Annotated in this window: 13 protein-coding genes and 1 pseudogene; 7 read left to right on the plus strand and 7 right to left on the minus strand. The window is 59.0% G+C overall.

Features of this window, described 5'->3' with window-relative positions:
* Nucleotides 1–2: 2 nt before the first annotated feature.
* Genes HMPREF2678_RS04415 through HMPREF2678_RS04430 form a run of 4 tightly spaced genes read right to left on the minus strand, consistent with a single transcriptional unit; the run spans nucleotide 3 to nucleotide 6,512 of the window.
* Nucleotides 3–1,118: a DUF3322 domain-containing protein gene (locus tag HMPREF2678_RS04415; RefSeq protein ID WP_070551065.1), complete on the minus strand. Its 1,116-nt coding sequence runs from the start codon at nucleotides 1,116–1,118 to the stop codon at nucleotides 3–5.
* On the minus strand, nucleotides 1,105–4,455 hold the full coding sequence (locus tag HMPREF2678_RS04420; protein WP_070551067.1) for an ATP-binding protein: 3,351 nt from the start codon (nucleotides 4,453–4,455) through the stop codon (nucleotides 1,105–1,107). The genes HMPREF2678_RS04415 and HMPREF2678_RS04420 overlap by 14 nt, the downstream gene beginning before the upstream one ends.
* Nucleotides 4,452–5,039: a DUF4194 domain-containing protein gene (locus HMPREF2678_RS04425; protein WP_034978096.1), complete on the minus strand. Its 588-nt coding sequence runs from the start codon at nucleotides 5,037–5,039 to the stop codon at nucleotides 4,452–4,454. Before HMPREF2678_RS04425 ends, HMPREF2678_RS04420 begins: the two co-directional genes overlap by 4 nt.
* Nucleotides 5,040–6,512: a DUF3375 domain-containing protein gene (locus HMPREF2678_RS04430; RefSeq protein ID WP_230580566.1), complete on the minus strand. Its 1,473-nt coding sequence runs from the start codon at nucleotides 6,510–6,512 to the stop codon at nucleotides 5,040–5,042. It lies immediately after the preceding gene.
* Between the two features lie 279 nt (nucleotides 6,513–6,791).
* Here HMPREF2678_RS04430 and HMPREF2678_RS04435 point away from each other — a divergent pair.
* Nucleotides 6,792–7,164, plus strand: a pseudogene (locus tag HMPREF2678_RS04435) (carboxymuconolactone decarboxylase family protein).
* Nucleotides 7,165–7,211: 47 nt separating this feature from the next.
* Here HMPREF2678_RS04435 and HMPREF2678_RS04440 read toward each other — a convergent pair.
* Nucleotides 7,212–9,140, minus strand: a complete 1,929-nt coding sequence (locus tag HMPREF2678_RS04440) for a hypothetical protein (protein WP_035002082.1) — start codon at nucleotides 9,138–9,140, stop codon at nucleotides 7,212–7,214.
* Nucleotides 9,141–9,642: 502 nt separating this feature from the next.
* Here HMPREF2678_RS04440 and HMPREF2678_RS10615 point away from each other — a divergent pair.
* The 5 genes from HMPREF2678_RS10615 to HMPREF2678_RS04455 all read left to right on the plus strand — a co-directional run bounded on the left by HMPREF2678_RS10615 (nucleotide 9,643) and on the right by HMPREF2678_RS04455 (nucleotide 13,967).
* Nucleotides 9,643–10,086 (plus strand): MFS transporter, encoded by a 444-nt coding sequence (locus tag HMPREF2678_RS10615; protein ID WP_367116701.1) that lies wholly within the window; start codon nucleotides 9,643–9,645, stop codon nucleotides 10,084–10,086.
* Nucleotides 10,073–10,288: a hypothetical protein gene (locus HMPREF2678_RS10620; protein ID WP_367116702.1), complete on the plus strand. Its 216-nt coding sequence runs from the start codon at nucleotides 10,073–10,075 to the stop codon at nucleotides 10,286–10,288. The genes HMPREF2678_RS10615 and HMPREF2678_RS10620 overlap by 14 nt, the downstream gene beginning before the upstream one ends.
* Nucleotides 10,289–10,381: 93 nt before the next feature.
* Entirely contained in the window at nucleotides 10,382–10,954 is a 573-nt protein-coding gene (locus HMPREF2678_RS10625; RefSeq protein WP_349018819.1) for an MFS transporter, read from the plus strand.
* A gap of 143 nt (nucleotides 10,955–11,097) precedes the next feature.
* A complete protein-coding gene (locus HMPREF2678_RS04450; protein WP_051894300.1) occupies nucleotides 11,098–11,835 on the plus strand; it encodes an ATP-binding cassette domain-containing protein in 738 nt (245 codons plus the stop codon).
* Nucleotides 11,835–13,967, plus strand: coding sequence for a YhgE/Pip domain-containing protein (locus HMPREF2678_RS04455; protein WP_034973179.1), 2,133 nt, complete (start codon nucleotides 11,835–11,837; stop codon nucleotides 13,965–13,967). Before HMPREF2678_RS04450 ends, HMPREF2678_RS04455 begins: the two co-directional genes overlap by 1 nt.
* Here the strand turns inward: HMPREF2678_RS04455 and HMPREF2678_RS04460 are convergent.
* Both HMPREF2678_RS04460 and HMPREF2678_RS04465 read right to left on the minus strand, forming a co-directional pair.
* Complete coding sequence (locus HMPREF2678_RS04460) at nucleotides 13,964–14,599, minus strand: DUF421 domain-containing protein (RefSeq protein WP_034980600.1); 636 nt, start codon at nucleotides 14,597–14,599, stop codon at nucleotides 13,964–13,966. The genes HMPREF2678_RS04455 and HMPREF2678_RS04460 overlap by 4 nt on opposite strands.
* Before the next feature lie 30 nt (nucleotides 14,600–14,629).
* Nucleotides 14,630–15,892, minus strand: coding sequence for a membrane protein (locus HMPREF2678_RS04465; RefSeq protein ID WP_034966193.1), 1,263 nt, complete (start codon nucleotides 15,890–15,892; stop codon nucleotides 14,630–14,632).
* A 236-nt stretch (nucleotides 15,893–16,128) separates the two neighbouring features.
* Between HMPREF2678_RS04465 and HMPREF2678_RS04470 the strand changes: the two genes are divergently transcribed.
* Nucleotides 16,129–16,605 (plus strand): cupin domain-containing protein, encoded by a 477-nt coding sequence (locus HMPREF2678_RS04470; protein ID WP_011273306.1) that lies wholly within the window; start codon nucleotides 16,129–16,131, stop codon nucleotides 16,603–16,605.
* Nucleotides 16,606–16,951 lie beyond the last annotated feature (346 nt).

Raw genomic sequence — 16,951 nt, forward strand, 5'->3', positions numbered from 1 at the left:
TGCTATGCACCAGTCCCACTGGAACTCACTGCCCGACGCAGCTGCTGCTGCGCATAGTCAAACAAGATTCTTTCCTGCTCAACGCGCAAGCACCCGCCCGCAGAACGCCCCCGGAGATAGTCCAATGCCAAGCGCTCCCCGTAGCTCAACAGCTCAGGCTCGAACCGGCTAGGTTGCGGTTCTTCCACCGCAAGATCAACGTGGTCACGGACCGTATCCAGGTCCATGAGAACAGATCGCGCATGAGGCACGTATCGCCTGACGAGTTCCAGGATATAGAAACCATGCGAATCTAGATCTCCCCAATAAAGAACTTCCTTCGCCTCTAGCGATGGCATCTGCTGGACGATCCTGGCAGCGTTCAATCCACCACCGAAGATCGCGATCGTCGCGGGCAAGTCTGGCAAGGCAAGGAAACTCTGGTGATTTTCAACGATAAGAACTCGCGCCCCCGGGATCTCACGGAGTTCTGCCGCCGGACATGCCAAGTGCCGCAAACCGCCAATTCCCAGTGTCGGGTCAAGGCTGCGGATCTCCACCAACTGGGGCTTCGGCTTGAAGTTCAGTGGCCCGACCACCGCTTCAACGACCGCCCTGTGTGCCTCGAACCATTTGCTATCGACACCAAAGATTGGCAATTCGCGAATATAAAAGTCGCTGACCTCGTGCTCGTGAACCCACCGGACAACAGCAATGAACTGCTCCACAGTCGTATCATTCCAGTCGTCCCACGCAGAAAGGTGCCTGATGAGCTCAGGTCGAACGCTCTCCCCCAATTCCGTGCAGAAACGGTCCAAGACCGTGCGGAGGCGTTGCCAATGATCGAGTTTGCCGGCCACGCGAGCCGCAGTATCCGCGTCCGCGAGAACAACTCGCCGAGGCAGCGAATAAGTCCCCAAATAGCTGAGCTTTTTATCCTCCCACTCGACGGTAATTGAACTGCGGTTCCACTGTGCCACCCAGGCTCTCACGGCAGCGCCGTCATCACGCTCTGCCGACCTTCCAGTCGGCGGATCCAGGTTGATGGTCAGCATCTTGAATTCCCCGGCCAACCAGCTGCGGTGGTTACGTGAATAAAAGACCGCAGCGCGTTGGCGCACCTGATCAGGAGTCTTCATCCTGGACCTCCTCGATCGTCAGAGAACTCGTTCGCGATCGCTTCCGGTCTGGGCATTCCACCATCAGCACACCCCCGATGTAGTCCTGCACGGTCTGCAGCAGCTTCTCGGGCGTGGCCAGAATCATGTGGAAACCAAAGCGGCGAAAGGCCTCCATCGCAGCCCGAGTGAACTCCGTATCCGCACGATCAAAAGCTTCATCCAGAACGATCGTGCCGAATCGCGGATAAATGTCCTCCCCCACCCGGACAATGGATTTCTTTTCTTGTGCGGCTGGCAAGCCCATCCCAGTCAGCCTGTAACGCAAGGCTGCAGCCAGGCAGAAGGAGGACAGCTTTTGGGCTTGGCCGCCCGAGAGTCCTTCCGACGAGTCATAGACCGCACCGCGCGTTCCATCCTCGCTGTATTCCACTCCCAGGAACTTCACGTGTTGCCTCGTATCCAGACGCAACTGGCGATCACGAGTTGTCGTACCGTCCGAGACCGTCACTGCGTCGATCACCGCCTGCAGCTTATGGAATCGGTGCTCGCTCTCCTCCTGATCAGCTTCATTGATAATCCCTGCTAGTGCGGAATCCAGAAGTTCAACGAAATTGCGGGCGATCGCGGGCTGTGCCTCCCTCACCTCGATCGTCAGGTAAGCACCCGGATAGAACTCGACTTCCGCAAGTGAATCATTAATCATCTGGATCGAGCTGCGAGTCTTCGCTGTCGCGTCACGGATTAAACGGCGCAGCCGACCGAGATGCTTGTGGGTTTCGTCTTGCAGCATGTCCCGGAAACGCTGTTCAAAACGGGGCAAGTCGTCTGCTTCAAGCCTGCCCAGTTCCCGAAGAAAGTCCTGCTCCCACTCCATATCCGCCTTGAGGTCACCCGCCCGATCAGGCCAGCGCACCAAGTAAAGGTTCATTGCGTTGACCAGATCACCACAATATTTGGTGAAGTGCGCATTGAGGTCTGCGAGCTGATCTTCGATACCACGAATGAGGCGATTGTTGAGCACATCGATGTTATCGGGCCGAATGGTGCGGTCGATAGCCGTGCAACGTTCTGTCAGACGGGTCGCAACGTCCTCAGAGACGGTCTTCCCACCTCGGCGATTCCGAATCTTCTCAAGCGTTTCTTCTGCCTGCTCCAGGCGAACTTTGGAGACACTAAGCTGGTTCCGCTGCGCCATGACGTGCTCCTCAACTTTGTCGAGAGTAGCTTCAACGCCCTTCAACTTCGCTTTCAGTTCAGCCAGCTCCGCGTTTCCATCAGTGAGTTCATCAACGACTCGCTGGGCTTCTGCAAGCTCCTGGGTCACCGATGACACATCGATATCCTGAAAACGTTCCGTCTCCAATAGCCGCTCGATCGTGGCTATTTGGGCACGCCTTTTCTCCTGGCCGGCCGCGATGGCCTTGCGTCGCCGTTCAGCGTCTTCAAGTTTCGCCACGATGTCGCGCACCGCTGTTTGAAGGGCATCGATCTTGTCAGCGAGATTGCCCCACAGCACCCAGTTCGAACGGTCATCGATTCGGCGGCGATCATCCTTAATGTGATCGTTGCGGTTATGTTTCACCTGACCCTTTGCAGTCACCGCCCGCCGGGCAGCACGAAACTCTTCCACAGAGCCGCAGCATAAGTAATCGAACTTCGTAGAAAGTTGGGTCTGGATCCAGTCGTGATACCGCCCGGACTTTACGTTGATTTTCAGCCCCAGTGAGTTCGGTACGAAACGGGACGGGCGCTGTTCTTCCAGATCCCGAGTGAACCTGGTGTAGCTCACTTTCGCACCGAGATAGGTGTCATCGATAGCTGAAGAAACCTGGTCATAGTGCTCGTCTGGGACAAGGATCCGCCGGGCAAACCCGCCCATCACTCGCTCTGCGGTTCCTTGCCAATGGTCTTCACCAGGCTTCATACTCACGAGGTCTGCAATGAATGGAAGGTCAGACTCCCGCACTCCAGACTTCTCTGCAATCAAGGCTCGCGCACGGAGCAACCGGTTATCCATGGCCGATTCGTATTTTCGCAAAGCCTCAAGCTCCGCGACCAGCTTGTCCTTGTTCTCGCCCAGCTCGTAAACGCGCACGTGCGCCTGACCCAGCTTTACGTCTTCTGTTTCATATGCAGCACTCAACCGCTTCCGCTCTTCACGCAACTGCAGCACAAGGTTGGTGAATTCCTCGACACTGCCGGGCTTTGCAGCCCCAATGGATTTGAGCCGGGAATTGAATGCCTCTTCCTCTTTGGTCACTCGCTCCAGCCGGTCCTGCAAACGGTCACGCCGAGCCTGTGCAGAAACCAAGGCAGAATCCTGCGCTCCATGAATCAACGTGCGCAGTTGATCTGCTTGCGCCCGGTGTGCGTCTCGAACCCCGGTGGCTTCTTCAATCTTCGCGCTGACTGTCTTAATCTCGGAAGTCCACTGATCCCGCTCCTGTTCGGCGAAACGCTGCTGCCATTCGTCAACGAAGGTTTCGACGCCGTCTCGGTCCTCCTTTACCGTGGTCAGCCTGTTTTCGACCCCTGCACGCTTCTCTGCTGCCACGCGCACCGGTGCCAGTTGCTCAATCTGTTCACGAGTTTTCACCACCGACTCATACGCCGTTCGGAGGTCTGTGAAATTCTCCGCTGCTTGCTCCGCGATCTCGAAGGTCTCTGGTTCGGGCAGCATGAAGGTACGCATCAAATGATTAAGATCGCCGAGCGTTTTAGCCGATTGCGTTCGGTTCAGCAGGTCCAAAGCACCGGCATCGGCGATCCCCACCGCTCGGCGCAGCGCCAAACTGAACTTCGGATGATTTCGACTGACGTGCAGGGCATCGCTGTATGTCTTCTTCGCCTCACTAACCGGCAAATTCTTCTGTGCCAGATCCTCAAACTCTGTCAGATCGGCGGCCCGAGGGAGCAAAATGTAAAGATCCGTGATTTCCTGGCGCGAATAGGCGTTAGCGGGCAAAAACATCAACCGGCAAGCGGTTACGGTCTCCCCTGCCCCATCGCTATAGCGTAGAGCGACGCCCGTCCACGTCGCACCTGTTCGAAGGTAGGACTGCGTAAGTTCGTCCGCCTCGATCGAGTGCTCGCGGCGCCAGGCACCGCGGCAGTAGGTAACCAAGTTACGGCCCGAGTGTGCTTGGTTATCAGCCGCAGCGTTGAAACGAATCTTGCCGGGCGGAACAAGAATCGTCGAGATCGCATCAATCAGCGTCGACTTGCCGGAACCTGAAGAGCCTGTGATGAGGAAGCCCTCCCGCGGCACCTCGACACAGTGAAGGTTGTCGAATGTTCCCCAGTTATAAACCTGGATTTGGGAAAGTCGGAATTGGCCAGGCAGAGTCGTCGTCATTGTTCTTCCTCCAGGAGAGCTCGGAAAGACTCGGTGACAGCGGCGATTTCTTCGCTGGAAAAGATGATGCGCAGCACCGGGGACACCTCGAAACGCCCCTCGGTCGGGGTGCTGGCAATAATCGAGTAGCTCTTCAGCTTGTTCCACGCTGCAGTAAAGCGCTTACGCTGCGTGGACTTGTCCGTGCCAGCATGGCCTTGATACGGCAGGGTCGCCTCAAAAACCTCACCCTCATCCACGATGGTTCGCTCGTTGGGGCTCGTCGTCACCAGCTCACGGCGCAGGTGGAGAATCACCACCGTGTCCATAAAAGTCAACGACTGTTTGCGTAGCAGCGCACGCTTTTCAGGGACATCCGCTTCCCACGCCTTTGTGTAGGCAACCCCTGCATGCTCGTCGAGAATGAGAGTGAGGAAGAGATTATCCAGCTGTTGGGCAAGAATCTCACGTGAGTTGGATATCGCAGCAAACACATCTGGCGATTTCACGCTCGACACGTATGGGCCGCGGATGAGTTCCGCCAGGGCACGACGCTGCAAACCTGTCAAGGTTCCGGTGTCGCCTTCATACAGTTTGTTTTCCATTTAGATGCGCCCAACCTTCCTCCGAAATTCGAAACGCCCATACCGCCCTTGATACCTTTTCCCGCTTGGTCTCTCCCACTGCAGGACTTCTGTACCGTCGGATCTTTCGCCGTGATCATGCGCAAGTTTGATGAGCCCCACCACACTCGCTAGCCCCTGAGTGGCAGGGTGCTCTTCCAAGACTTCCCGAATCGATGCTTGCCCCTTTCTGCCGAGCACATCGTTGATTGCGTCGCGCAGTTCCTGCCAGTCAATTTCTGATTCCCGGATACGCCGACGCATCTGTTCGAAGTCGATCTCGCCTGACTCGTTGACTTCCATTGACCGCTCGATGCGGTATTCCTTCGGGTTGTGTAATTCCCAACTGGAAAGCGACGTCGGTTGCCGCGTCGTCAGCTCGAGCTCGTAGCCGATCTTCTCGTAAGGCGCGATCCCTCGTTTTGCGAGCTCGAGCGCTTGCTGCTGCGCCTGATTGATTGCCCGTGTGAGGGCCTGCTGCGATTCTGCTTCTCGGGACTGCACGAAGCGCCTTAGGGACCGCGATAGGCCCGTGAGCGAGGTATGCACCTGTCCCGAGGAGGAATCGAGCATGTCTACCAATTGCGCGATCTCGCTCCGCTCTTCCGGGCCGAGCTGCACCATGAAGTCCCGCGATTGCACTGAATCCATCACGGCATCGAGTTGCTTTGATTGCTCCGGGTCAAGGAAAAGCTCATAGAAGGAGTTGAATGCCCGTCCCGCTTCTGATTCTGCGATCAGATCTACACCACGGAAGACATTGTCCAGTACCTCACCAGCGTTTAGCTGCCCTTCGACGAGCGATTCTCGGAGTTCGTGATCGACATTCTCAACCTCCTCCCGAACGCGGGAGAAGTCGGTGGGCAAATCCCTCGCCAGAGCCAGGATTTCCCGTGCCCTCTCCACTGCCTCTTCGTCGGAAATCACGCCGACACCGTTCATGCGGATGTTGTCGATACGGTCTTGGATCTGATCTCGCTGAGCTTCCAGGCGACTAATCGCTCTCGCTTCGTCGGGATCTGTTTCAGCCGCCAGATCCTGGAGATTATTGAATAGAGTTCCGAGGCGGGATTTGGTCACCACCCGCTGAGGACTGATCAACTGCTGGACATAGTCGATAGCAACGTGCGCGTCCGTGGTGAGCTCGTAAAACTCTTCCCTCGAGCCCTGAGGGCTGCGCCTCGTGAGGTATCCGAGTTTCACCCAGTCATTGATATAAGCCACGGCTGACTTGGGCAGCTCCATATTGGTCTGTTCCCGAATATCGATCAGCAAGGACTCCACTGCTAGGGTGAGCTCGGATCCGGCGATCTGGCGATTACCTGCTTGGAAGACAGCACTTAAGACAGAAAGAACAGCTGGGGCGTTATGGGCACGAAGCATCGCCCAAGCAGGTACCGAGTCCGCAAGGCGGATCATCGCCAACGCATCTGCCACCACAGTTGTCCGATTCATGTGCTCAATCTAACAAGCGCTGCAGACAAGGATTCAAGAATATCGAACATCTCGGCGCCAACTAAGGGTTCGATGCTCATGCGCACGCCCTCAGATTGGCACTGCTGTACGACAAAGGCTTTGGGCAAGTGCACCGGTTAGCCCACGGCTGCCCCGCGTCCTGGTGCGAGAACTTGGGCTAACCTCGGGGCAACCCACCCCGCTCCTGGTGCACGTGTCTGGCTACATCGCCAGCCGGGCCTAACCGGAGCGTGGATCCAAAGAGAGAGGCATGCCCCCATGGAACTGAACCGCGACAAAAGCGACGAGTTCGTCCGCGAGACCCAAACCCCAGAATCCGCCACTGCGTGGAAGAAGCAGCTCGACGAGTTCGCACCCGGCGCGTCCGACTGGGTTGTCGAGGCCGTCTTCGGCGGAACCTACCAGCGCGATGGCATTACTCTCCGCGACCGTCAGATGCTGAACATGGCTGCCCTGGCTGCGATGGGTGGCGTAGAGCCACAAACTCACCGGCCACATCAAGACCGCTGTGGACGTCGCAGGCATGAGCCCAGAGGAGGTGGCCGAATGCTTCGTACACCTCATGCCTTACGTCGGCGTGCCGAAGACTTTGGCCGCGATGCGCTGCATGAAGGCCGCCCTCGAGGGTTAATGCTGCCGGGGTAGGCCTGGCCGCTTATTAGCGCTTGGCAATCGAGATCAACCCGACTGTTTCTTTCTCCGTTGACGGCGCGAGAAGTACGTCACCGCTGATATAACAACAATGGCCACCAGGCAAACAATGAAAACCCACCACTGCCCAACAGCGGGCAGAAGCGCAAAAAGGCTTGGGACTGCCAGAACTGCGGCTGCTAACGCGATTAATTCATTGCGTTCATCGCGCCGCTCTTGTTTACGCTTATGAGCGTCTGCCTCGATGCCATCAAGTCTGATACGTGCGAAATTGTACTGGGTTGTGTAGACGTTCTCACGTATCTCAAGTTCGCCGACGATGTCATCAAAGTCTCCCCGTGCACCTGTCTTTTCCAACATATGCTGCAGAATGGTGGTCGCTACGTCGCGTCCGGGGACTCGCTCGTACCAGAGGTGATCGCGCACATAGACTAGTTCCGCTTGTATCTTTGCGAACTTCCGGAGACTGCCCTGCAGCTTTTGGTCCGCGCCCCTTATCTTCTCGAGAGTTCCAGCATTGCCCTCAGAGCCGGAGCTTTCCAAGACATTGAGCGCTTCCGGACCGAAAGATAATTGGCGAAGTTGTTCGCTAATACACCCCAGATAATTAACTGCTCTGAGCGCTAAAATAGCCAGGTCTACAAAGCGAGTCCCAGCCAGCATAAAGAAATTATTTTGTGAGTTTTCTAGCGGTGCCCGGCGCACCACTGCCAACCCCTCCTCGCAGGAGTGAATAGTCCAGTCACGGTAGCGGGACACGAGGCTTCTGTTTATAGAGCCATCACGAAAATACGGGATTTCTGTTGTGTACCGGTCGAAACGAGAAGCAAAGTACCATGCCCATTGGTCATGGAGCATCCAGTTCTCCCCCGACTCCTCAGATGCATCCGCGATGGGAGTTGGTAGGGCAATGTCTGTACGGCCCGGGATAGCCATCGTGACGCAATAAGGTTTGGGAGACTGTCGACCGCGTTTCGCTTTTGTACCCCTACGGGTTTTTTTGAAGTATCCGCCCTTATTGAGATCCCACGGAGTGTGAGTTTCCGAGCCGACGAATAGCTGCTCTTCCACAACCTTCACGGCAGCTTCCAATAGGCAAACACTAGCCTTGTTGTTAGTCAGTGGTGAGCCAGTGAGTTCTTCAAGTAGCTCTCTTTGTCTCGCCTCTCCGTTGCCTTCCTCCGCAATCAGGGTCATTTTCTCTCGTGGCTTAGTCAACGACGCAGTAGCTTCCTCCAGCGCTTTTCCGGAGCAATTTTCCGCGACGGCATGGATGACGAGAAAATTCTGTTCGAAGTTACTAGGTTCGCCACTTTCAAGGTCATAAAGGCATGGCCCGGAATATTGCAGGTACTCGGCACATACAAACTTCAAGGTCGCATAGGGGTGCCCGGTGTCGTCCAAAGCGAAACGCAGCGGATATGTCTCCATTTTTGGTGCCCGCTGCTTGCCCTCCGTCGTATAGTCCTCCGTCGTAAGGTCGGGCTCAAACACGAGGCGATGCGCGACGACCTTGGCAGGATTAGTAGATGCATCCGAGATCCACTCCGCGGGATCCCCACCAGACGTCGGTACAGCATCAACCGCACTCGCCCCCATAGAGCTGGCTAGGGGCTCACGGAAGTACGACCCAGCACTCTTATGGAAAACGCGGGGTACATATTTGTAATCAACTTTATTACCCCAGAACTGGCGAACGAAGTCCCCTTCTTCATCCCGTTCTGCGAACTCAATCTTCTTAATCCCGCGAAAACGACCGGGCACCCAAGCCTCGGGCCAATCGAAAGCCTCCGGTAATTCGGGCACTGGAAGAACCACCGCGAAATGCGCAAGGCGCCACTCCGGCTGAGAGCCACAGACATAACCCTCCGGAAGATGGAACTCCGCTCCCTGGATTTGATACCAGTTGGAATTCCGAGCATTGTTCGCCTCGGTGAACTCGTCGTTTATCCCCATAGCACAAAGCCTCCGTGATCTTCGAACCACCTGTACCCCAGGCTACAACAGCACTTCAGAAGCCTATCCACTTTGAAACCATCCCACCCCCTGAAATAAGGTCACCCTTAGTAGCGATATGCTTCACTAAAGGGAATTTCGCGCACAACCGCGCGAAACCGCGCCAGCGCACAGATCTACACACAGGCGATCCGAAGGAGGGCACGCACCACCGTGGCTGAAAAGGACCCGCACGCCGCAAGCTCACAGCCGGGCATTCCTCGCAGGGAAGCACACCCAGGCACCCCGCGCCAGGGCACAGACAACCCCCGCCCCGGCGCGACGGAGGCCACGATTCAGTCCCCCCGGCACCTATCCCCCGGGTGAGGATCCGCGCCGCTGGAGAGTTCTGGGCGTCATCCTTACGACGATCTTCATGTCGCTCATCAGCGTGTCCATCATCAACGTCGCCCTGCCCTCCATCCAGCAGGGGCTGGATGCGACCGAATCGGACATCCAGTGAGTGCTCTCCGGCTACACGCTGACCTTCGGCGTGGTACTCGTCGCCGCTGGCCGCGTCGGCGACCTGCTCGGCCGGGGCGGAATGTACCTCATCGGCTTAAGCGTCTACACCCTGGCCGCCATCACCGCTGGCTTCGCCCCCACCGCGGAAGCCCTGAACATCACCCGCTTCATCCAAGGCGTGGGCGCGGGCATGCTCAACCCGCAGGCCGTGGGCATGATCCAGCAGTTCTTGCGCGGCAAGGAACGCGGCCGAGCCTTCGGCTGGTTCGGCACCGTCGTGGGCGTGGCTGTGGCCATCGGGCCTGTCCTGGGTGGCTTCCTCATCCGCGTCGGCGGACCGGAGCGGCTGGCGCTGGACTTTCCTGGTCAACGTCCCCTTCGGCCTTCTTGCCTTCGTCCTCGCACTCCTGTGGTTCCCGCGCCCGCTGATGGGCCGGGTTAAGGACCCCGCCACCGGCCGTAACGTGGGCGTCATCCGCGCAGTGCGCAGCCTCGACCCCTTCGGATCCCTCCTGCTTGGCTTGGCCGTCCTGGCCTTCCTCTTCCCGTTCGTGGAATCCTCCGGCAATGCCCGCACCTTCCTGCCTCTCCCCCATCGCCGTCGCCCTTCTGGCCGGGTGGCTGGCCTGGGAGCGGCACGTTAAAACAACCAAGCCCTTCGACCCCATGGTGGACATGCAAATCTTCCGCTTCCCCAGCTTCCGACTGGACACCATGCTGGTGCGGGAGTGTACTTCATGGGCATAACCAGCATTTGGGTGCTCGTGGCCCTGTACTTCCAAAACGGGCTGGGCTACAGCGCGCTCGTCGCCGGTAGCGTTGGCATCCCCGCCGCGATCAGCAGCCCCTTCGCCGCCAACTGGGCCGGCAAGCAGGTCGCCGACCGGGGCCGTCGAGTCGTCATCGACGGCATCACCGTGGCACTGACCGGCATTGCGCTAACCATCCTCACCCTTGTGCTACACCACGTTACGGGCCTGTCGGAGTGGTGGATGGTAATCACCCTATTCCTAGTCGGCACCGGCCAGGGTGCGGTCATCGGTCCGAACCAAACCCTCACGCTCGCGGACGTTACTCTCAACTACGCGGGCAGCTCCGGCGGGGTTCTGCAGGCTGCACAACGCATCGGTACCGCCATGGGACTCGCGCCGATCACCGCGATAGTCTTCGCTAGCTCGCGCGCCATCAACTGGCCCCTCGGCACCGCCATCGGCTTCGGCACCATCGGCTCGCTCGTCGCCGTCGCCCTCGTCATCGCGCTCTACGACAATCGGTTGCGCGCCCGTAGCGCTGTAGCAGCTTCCGGCTAGCTTCCCCGTAGATTTCCGTACATTGCAGCGCCGTTTCGCCACGCCAGGGCCAAAATTGACGAAATCGTCAAAGTCTACAAAAATACGCAGGGTGTCTGTTGAAATAGACCGTGCTTCCCTCCCTACAGAAATCAGGTAAAGCCATGACTTCCCTCGCAGTAGAAGCCCAGGATCTTGAGCTCAAAGGTGACGAGGGCCAAGTATTTGGCCCTCTCTCCTTTTCTATCCCCAACCAGGGGCTAACCAACCTGCTCGGCAAGGGCGGCTCTGGCCGTACCGCCTTGGCTCTGGTTCTTTCTGGGCGCATGAAGCCCACCGGTGGCACCCTCAATGTTCTCGGTGAAACCAAGCCCAAGCAGATCCGCTCCCGCGTCGCCATCGCCGGCGTAGAGCAAATCGACCTGTTGGAGCGTTCCGTCACGGTCCAAGACATCCTCACCGAATCCCTGTCCTGGTCGAAGCCCTGGTTCATGCCGATGCGCAAGGCCACCGCAGAAGACCTACAGCGTATCTGCTCCCAGGTCTACGGCGAACGCGATCTTCCCCCGCTGGATGCCTACATCTCCCAGCTGGATAACCTCGACAAGATCATGCTACGCATCAGCCTGGCCCTGTCGCCCGCCGACAACAAGCCAGTCCACCTGCTGATCATGGACGACATTGAGCAGGTGCACGAAAACGACGAGCGCGCGATCCTACTGCAGGTACTCGAGCGCTTGTCGATGGATATTCCTGTGGTCGTTAACTCGTCGAACCCTATCGTCGGTCCGGTCGAGCCCACCACGGTTATTGAAATTGACGCCTACGCTAACCACGCGCACCCGATTCATACCGGACTGCGCGAATACACCGACATCGCAGAGCCAAAGGAGAACAACTAATGCTCGCCGGTTTTAAACTCAACAGCGAGATCCGCAGCTTCAAGCGCAACCGGCTGACCCGCGCCGCGCTGGTCATCCTTGTGCTCATGCCGCTGCTGTACTCCGCCTTGTACCTCTGGGCATTCTGGAACCCATTCGGCAACCTGAACGCCCTGCCCGTTGCCCTTGTTAACAGTGACAAGGGCACGAGTGTCGACGGCAAGGAGCTCCGCGCCGGCGACAAGGTCATCGAAGGCTTGAAGGAAAACGACCAGATCAGCTGGATCGAAACCGATTCCGAGGATGCCCGTCGGGGCGTGGAATCCGGCGAATACTACTTCTCCTTGGAACTGCCGGAGAACTTCTCCGACGCAGTGGCCTCGCCTACCTCCGGGAAGCCGGAAAAGGCCAACCTCATCAGCACATACAACGATGCCAACGGCTACCTCTCCACCATGATCGGCCAAAACGTCATGCGTGAGGTGCTGAACGTCGTCGGCGACAAAATCAGTGCAGAGGCCGTGGATAAAGTCCTGCTCGGCATCGTCGACGCGGGCAGCGGCATGCAGCGCGCCGCCATCGGCGCCGGCAAGCTCGCCGACGGCACCGCCCAACTCAAAGACGGCTCCGTCCAACTGAACGATGGCGCAGAAAAGCTCGCCAACGGCCTGGCCACCGCCAAGGACGGCTCCGGCAAGCTGCGAAATGGCGCCGTCGAACTCGACGACGGCATCGCCAAACTGCACCAGGGCGCCGGCACGCTGTCCGACGGCACCACCGAACTGTCCGACAAGGTAAACGCCGCGGCGGAAAAGATCAACGGTCAGGCTGGAAAGCTCAACCAGCTGGAAGGTGGCGTCGATAAACTTGGCGACGGAGCGAGCCGCCTCAACGACGGCGTGCAACAGCTCAACACCAAACTCGGTGGAGTCACCAAGGCACAGGGCGACCACGCAAGGAACCTGCGCGACATCTCCCGCAACCTGCGTGGCAGTGGCATGCCCGCCGCCATTACGGCCGCGAACGAGCTAGACAAGGTGGCCCTCGCCCTGGAGACGCAGGGCATCGGCCCGAAGTCGCAGAACGCGACCGATCTGAAGCGCCTGGCTGACGGCAGCGCCCAGCTGTCCTACCAGCTCAACGACCCGAACGCCCCGCTGCGCAAGGGCGTGGGCGAACTTTCCGGGCTCCCCGCACAGTTCAAGCAACTGCAGGACGGCGTGAACAAGATCAACAACGGCGCGCACAAGCTGGACGACAAGCTGGGCGAGGCCTCGGCTGGCGCGACGAAGCTGAAGAACGGCGTGATCAAGCTGGACGACGGCAACACCAAGCTCAAGGACGGCGCAGACAAACTGAAGGACGGCACCGCCAAGGCCAAGGACGGCACCGCCAAGCTGAACAACGGCGCCACCGAACTGCGCGACAAGCTTTCCGAGGGGTCCAAGAAGGTTCCGCAGTGGGACGAAGGCCAGCGCCTGGCAGCCTCCAGCACCATCGGCGGGCCGGTACAGATGAAGGCCGATAACGACTCCGGCACGCACACCTTCGGTGCAGGCATGGCGCCGTTCTTCTTCAGCATGTCGCTGTTCATCGGCGGCATCATGGTCTACGTCATGATCAAGCCACTGCAGGCCCGCACCGTGAACTCCGGCATGCACTCCTGGCGCGCCGCCCTGTCCGGCTTCCTGCCGACAGGCATCATCGCCATCCTGCAGGCAGCAGTCGTGGTGGCTGTCACCATCTGGGGTGTCGGCATGGATACCGCGAACGTCCCGGGGCTATTCCTGTTCGCAGCGCTCGTGGCGCTGGTGTGGATGCTCATGAACCAAATGCTCATCGCCTTCCTCGGCCCTGGGCCTGGACGCGTGACCGCCCTGGCGATGCTCATGCTGATGATCCTCGCCTCGGGAGGCTTGTACCCCGTCGAGACACAAAACAAGTTCTTCCAATTCCTGCATCCGTTCGACCCGATGACATACGCGGTCAACGGCTTCAGGCAGCTGATCTACGGCTTCTACGATGAACGCCTGCCGATCGCAGTGGGAGTGCTGTGCCTCGTTGGCCTCGGATGCTTCCTGGTCACCACGCTATCGGCGCGCAGCCAGCAAATGTGGACCATGAAGCGGCTGCACCCCGTGCTGAACGCTTAAAGGTCGTTGGGACGAGGGGGCGTCACTACCCTCTCGGCTCCCTGTACACCCAACAAGATCGAAGGGTCGATCTGCTCCCCCACCCGCAGCGTAGAGATCGAACCATTGGATTCCAGCACCATGCAGGCGACCTCGCTGAGGTCGCGCACGCCGGCCTTGCGCATCGCAGTGGCAATGGCGACATCATTGATGTGATAGCGCTGCAGGGCGGACTCGATGATCTCGCCGTGCGCGATCAGAACCGTTGGCTGCGGGTTGATGGTCCGGCGGAGCCCCACCACATCCTGCACGGCGCCGAACAGCGCCTCCATACACATCAAAGTAAGCAGGCCGATCACGCCCGCAGCCAGCGACGGCGGGTGGCCAATGACGGAACGGCCGGCGACCGCGCCGAACATGAAAATAACCACTGCATCGAAGCCGCCGAGGCTGCTTAAGATCCGCTGTCCGAAAAGACGGACCGCCACCAGGAACGTCAGATAGATGCCGACGGCGGCGACCATCACAATCGGAATGCGCCACAGGTCGATGCCTAGCTGTTCTTTAAGCACCGGCCCCCAACCCTGCGGCGGGGTGAAATCCGCAGCGCTAATCGCAGCCGTCGTGAGTGATCCGTAGATGCCGCCAAACATGAATACCCATTCTACGCTGTGGTTTTGGGGTTAGGATTCCGGCTTGGCGGGGCTTTCCATGGACTCGTCGGAGAGCTCGCTCTTCACCTCGTCGGTGATGGTCTTGTGCAGCTCCTTGTCCTCGATGTTGGATTCGCCGACCAGCTTGCGCAGTTCCTTGCGGTCCTCGGCGGTGTATTCCTCGTCCTCGTGCTCGCGGTTATATGCCAGCTCGTGGATGCGGTCGCGACGCTTCGATTCCAGGGAAATGCGGGCGCGGGAACGCAGCCACCAGGCAATCATCACGACGATCATGACCATGCCGATGTAGCCAATGACCGGGTACACGTACGTCATCAGGGTCTCGAAGCCGACGAAGCTGATGCCGTAACCAATCAGCGTCACCACGACAAACACCGGACGGAAAGACTTGTCCGTGCTGGCCGTCAGGCGCTTACCCAACGCGTAGAACATGCCGATCGCGGTGTTGAAGATCATGAAGAAGATGATGATCGCCATGATCACGCCGAGGGTGGGGTTGATGTTGTTCATCAGCTCCAACATCGGGACGTCGCTATCCTGCACGGTTTCGATGTTTAGGTACAAGGTGATCGCGGCGATGATCAGCATGACCGTGTACAGGGCGCCACCCATCAAGCCGCCGATACCGGCCTCCTTCGGCGAGGAGTAGTTACCGCCGATGACCAGCGACATGGACACGCCCAGCAGCAGCGCCAGGCCGTTGTAGTTCAGGGCGGACAGGATCCACGGCGATACGGGGGAATCCGCCCCCTTCGCGATTTCGCTGAGGTGGGATGTGTCCGCGGGCATGTTGATCAGCGTGTACACGAACGCGAAAAGGACGGCGACGATAATCAGCGGGGTCAGCGCGCCGATCACCTGGCTGACTTTTTCCACGTCCAGCATGCCCGCAGCCAGCACCACGCCGGTCATGATCAGCGCACCGGCCCACGCGGGCAGGCCGAACTGCTGTTCCAGGTTCGAACCCGCCCCCGCCAGCATGACAAATCCGACGGCGAACAGCGTGAGCGTTACCGACAGATCCAAGAAGCGCGAGACTATCGGGTGCGCGACGTTGCGGAACACCATGCGGTGTTCGTCAGCCAGGAAGTAGCTTCCCACCTGCAGGATTACGCTACCCGCGATGGTCATGACGATGCCGGCCAGCACCGCACCCCAGATTCCGTTCATGCCGAAGGACACGAAGTATTGGATGACCTCTTGGCCGGTGGCAAACCCGGCGCCGACGGTCAGGCCGACGAAAGCCATGGCGATGGAGAACGTTCTCTTCACGCTCGCAGAGCTCCTTAGTTTTTGCTCGATGGTTCTTATTCGATAGTGCTATTTTTAGCCCGAAGTTCGACTGTACTCCGTCGGCTTCCCGGTGGCAGCTCGGCGCTTCGCCGGTCCGCGCGCGGATGGGCGCGGGTGAGCGGATGGGCGCGGGTGGGCGCGGGTGGGCGCGCCTGAATCTCACGGGAAAACGGCCTAGCATGGGCAATAGAGGACATCTCACCGGAAGGAGAACCATGAAGATCGTCGACAACGGACCAGAAGCCAACGTCTTTGATATTGAAACGGCCACCCGAGAGAACACGAACTACCGAACCACCGCGTGGACGGGCAAGTACCTGCAGGTGACCCTCATGTCCATCGCCCCGGGCGATTCCATCGGCCTGGAAGTACACCATGATACCGACCAGTTCCTGCGCCTGGACGCGGGTGTTGGCAAGTGCATCATGGGTCCGGACAAGGACAACATGACCATCCAGCAGGAGGTCTCCGACGGCTGGGCGGTGCAGGTTCCGGCCGGTGTGTGGCACGACATCATCAACACAGGTGACGAGCCGATGCAGGTGTACGCGGTCTACGCGCCGAGCCACCACGCCAAGGGCATCGTCCAGGAGACGGCCGAGCAGGCAGAGCAGGACGAGGAGTCCGGCAAGGATGTACCGCCGGAGTGGACCGTTCAGCCTCCGAAGCAGCAGGCTGACGAGCACGCCTAGGGCTTGGTTGGGCTGGTGACCGGGCTGGCTCCTGGGCAGGCTCCCTGCGCTGGCCCCCGTGCAGGCTCCCTGCGCTAACCACTGACAGTGGCACCTCCCCGCGTGGTGCCACTTTTCTTTTTGCCCTTCACCGCGCAGCCTCCACCGCATAACCTCCACAGCGCCGGAACCGCCCACGCCACGCGCGTCACATCCGCCCCTTGTGCCCCACAGGCTCCACGATCGCAAACGGGCTGCGGCGACAATGTCCCAAATCTTCGAGTTACTGAGAATAGCAGGTGTGCAGCCATTTTACGCAACGCACTGACCTGCATAAACAGAATAGTTATATTCTAAGACGTGGAAT

It is taken from the genome of Corynebacterium sp. HMSC058E07 (assembly GCF_001809885.1).
GTDB classification, from domain to species: Bacteria; Actinomycetota; Actinomycetes; order Mycobacteriales; family Mycobacteriaceae; genus Corynebacterium; species Corynebacterium macclintockiae.

Coding starts and splice junctions, on each gene's coding strand:
- HMPREF2678_RS04415 (WP_070551065.1), bottom strand. CDS start 1,118: ATGAAGACTCCTGATCAGGTGCGCCAACGCGCTGCGGTCTTTTATTCA.
- HMPREF2678_RS04420 (WP_070551067.1), bottom strand. CDS start 4,455: ATGACGACGACTCTGCCTGGCCAATTCCGACTTTCCCAAATCCAGGTT.
- HMPREF2678_RS04425 (WP_034978096.1), bottom strand. CDS start 5,039: ATGGAAAACAAACTGTATGAAGGCGACACCGGAACCTTGACAGGTTTG.
- HMPREF2678_RS04430 (WP_230580566.1), bottom strand. CDS start 6,512: ATGAATCGGACAACTGTGGTGGCAGATGCGTTGGCGATGATCCGCCTT.
- HMPREF2678_RS04440 (WP_035002082.1), bottom strand. CDS start 9,140: ATGGGGATAAACGACGAGTTCACCGAGGCGAACAATGCTCGGAATTCC.
- HMPREF2678_RS10620 (WP_367116702.1), top strand. CDS start 10,073: ATGGGCCGGGTTAAGGACCCCGCCACCGGCCGTAACGTGGGCGTCATC.
- HMPREF2678_RS10625 (WP_349018819.1), top strand. CDS start 10,382: ATGGGCATAACCAGCATTTGGGTGCTCGTGGCCCTGTACTTCCAAAAC.
- HMPREF2678_RS04450 (WP_051894300.1), top strand. CDS start 11,098: ATGACTTCCCTCGCAGTAGAAGCCCAGGATCTTGAGCTCAAAGGTGAC.
- HMPREF2678_RS04455 (WP_034973179.1), top strand. CDS start 11,835: ATGCTCGCCGGTTTTAAACTCAACAGCGAGATCCGCAGCTTCAAGCGC.
- HMPREF2678_RS04460 (WP_034980600.1), bottom strand. CDS start 14,599: ATGTTTGGCGGCATCTACGGATCACTCACGACGGCTGCGATTAGCGCT.
- HMPREF2678_RS04470 (WP_011273306.1), top strand. CDS start 16,129: ATGAAGATCGTCGACAACGGACCAGAAGCCAACGTCTTTGATATTGAA.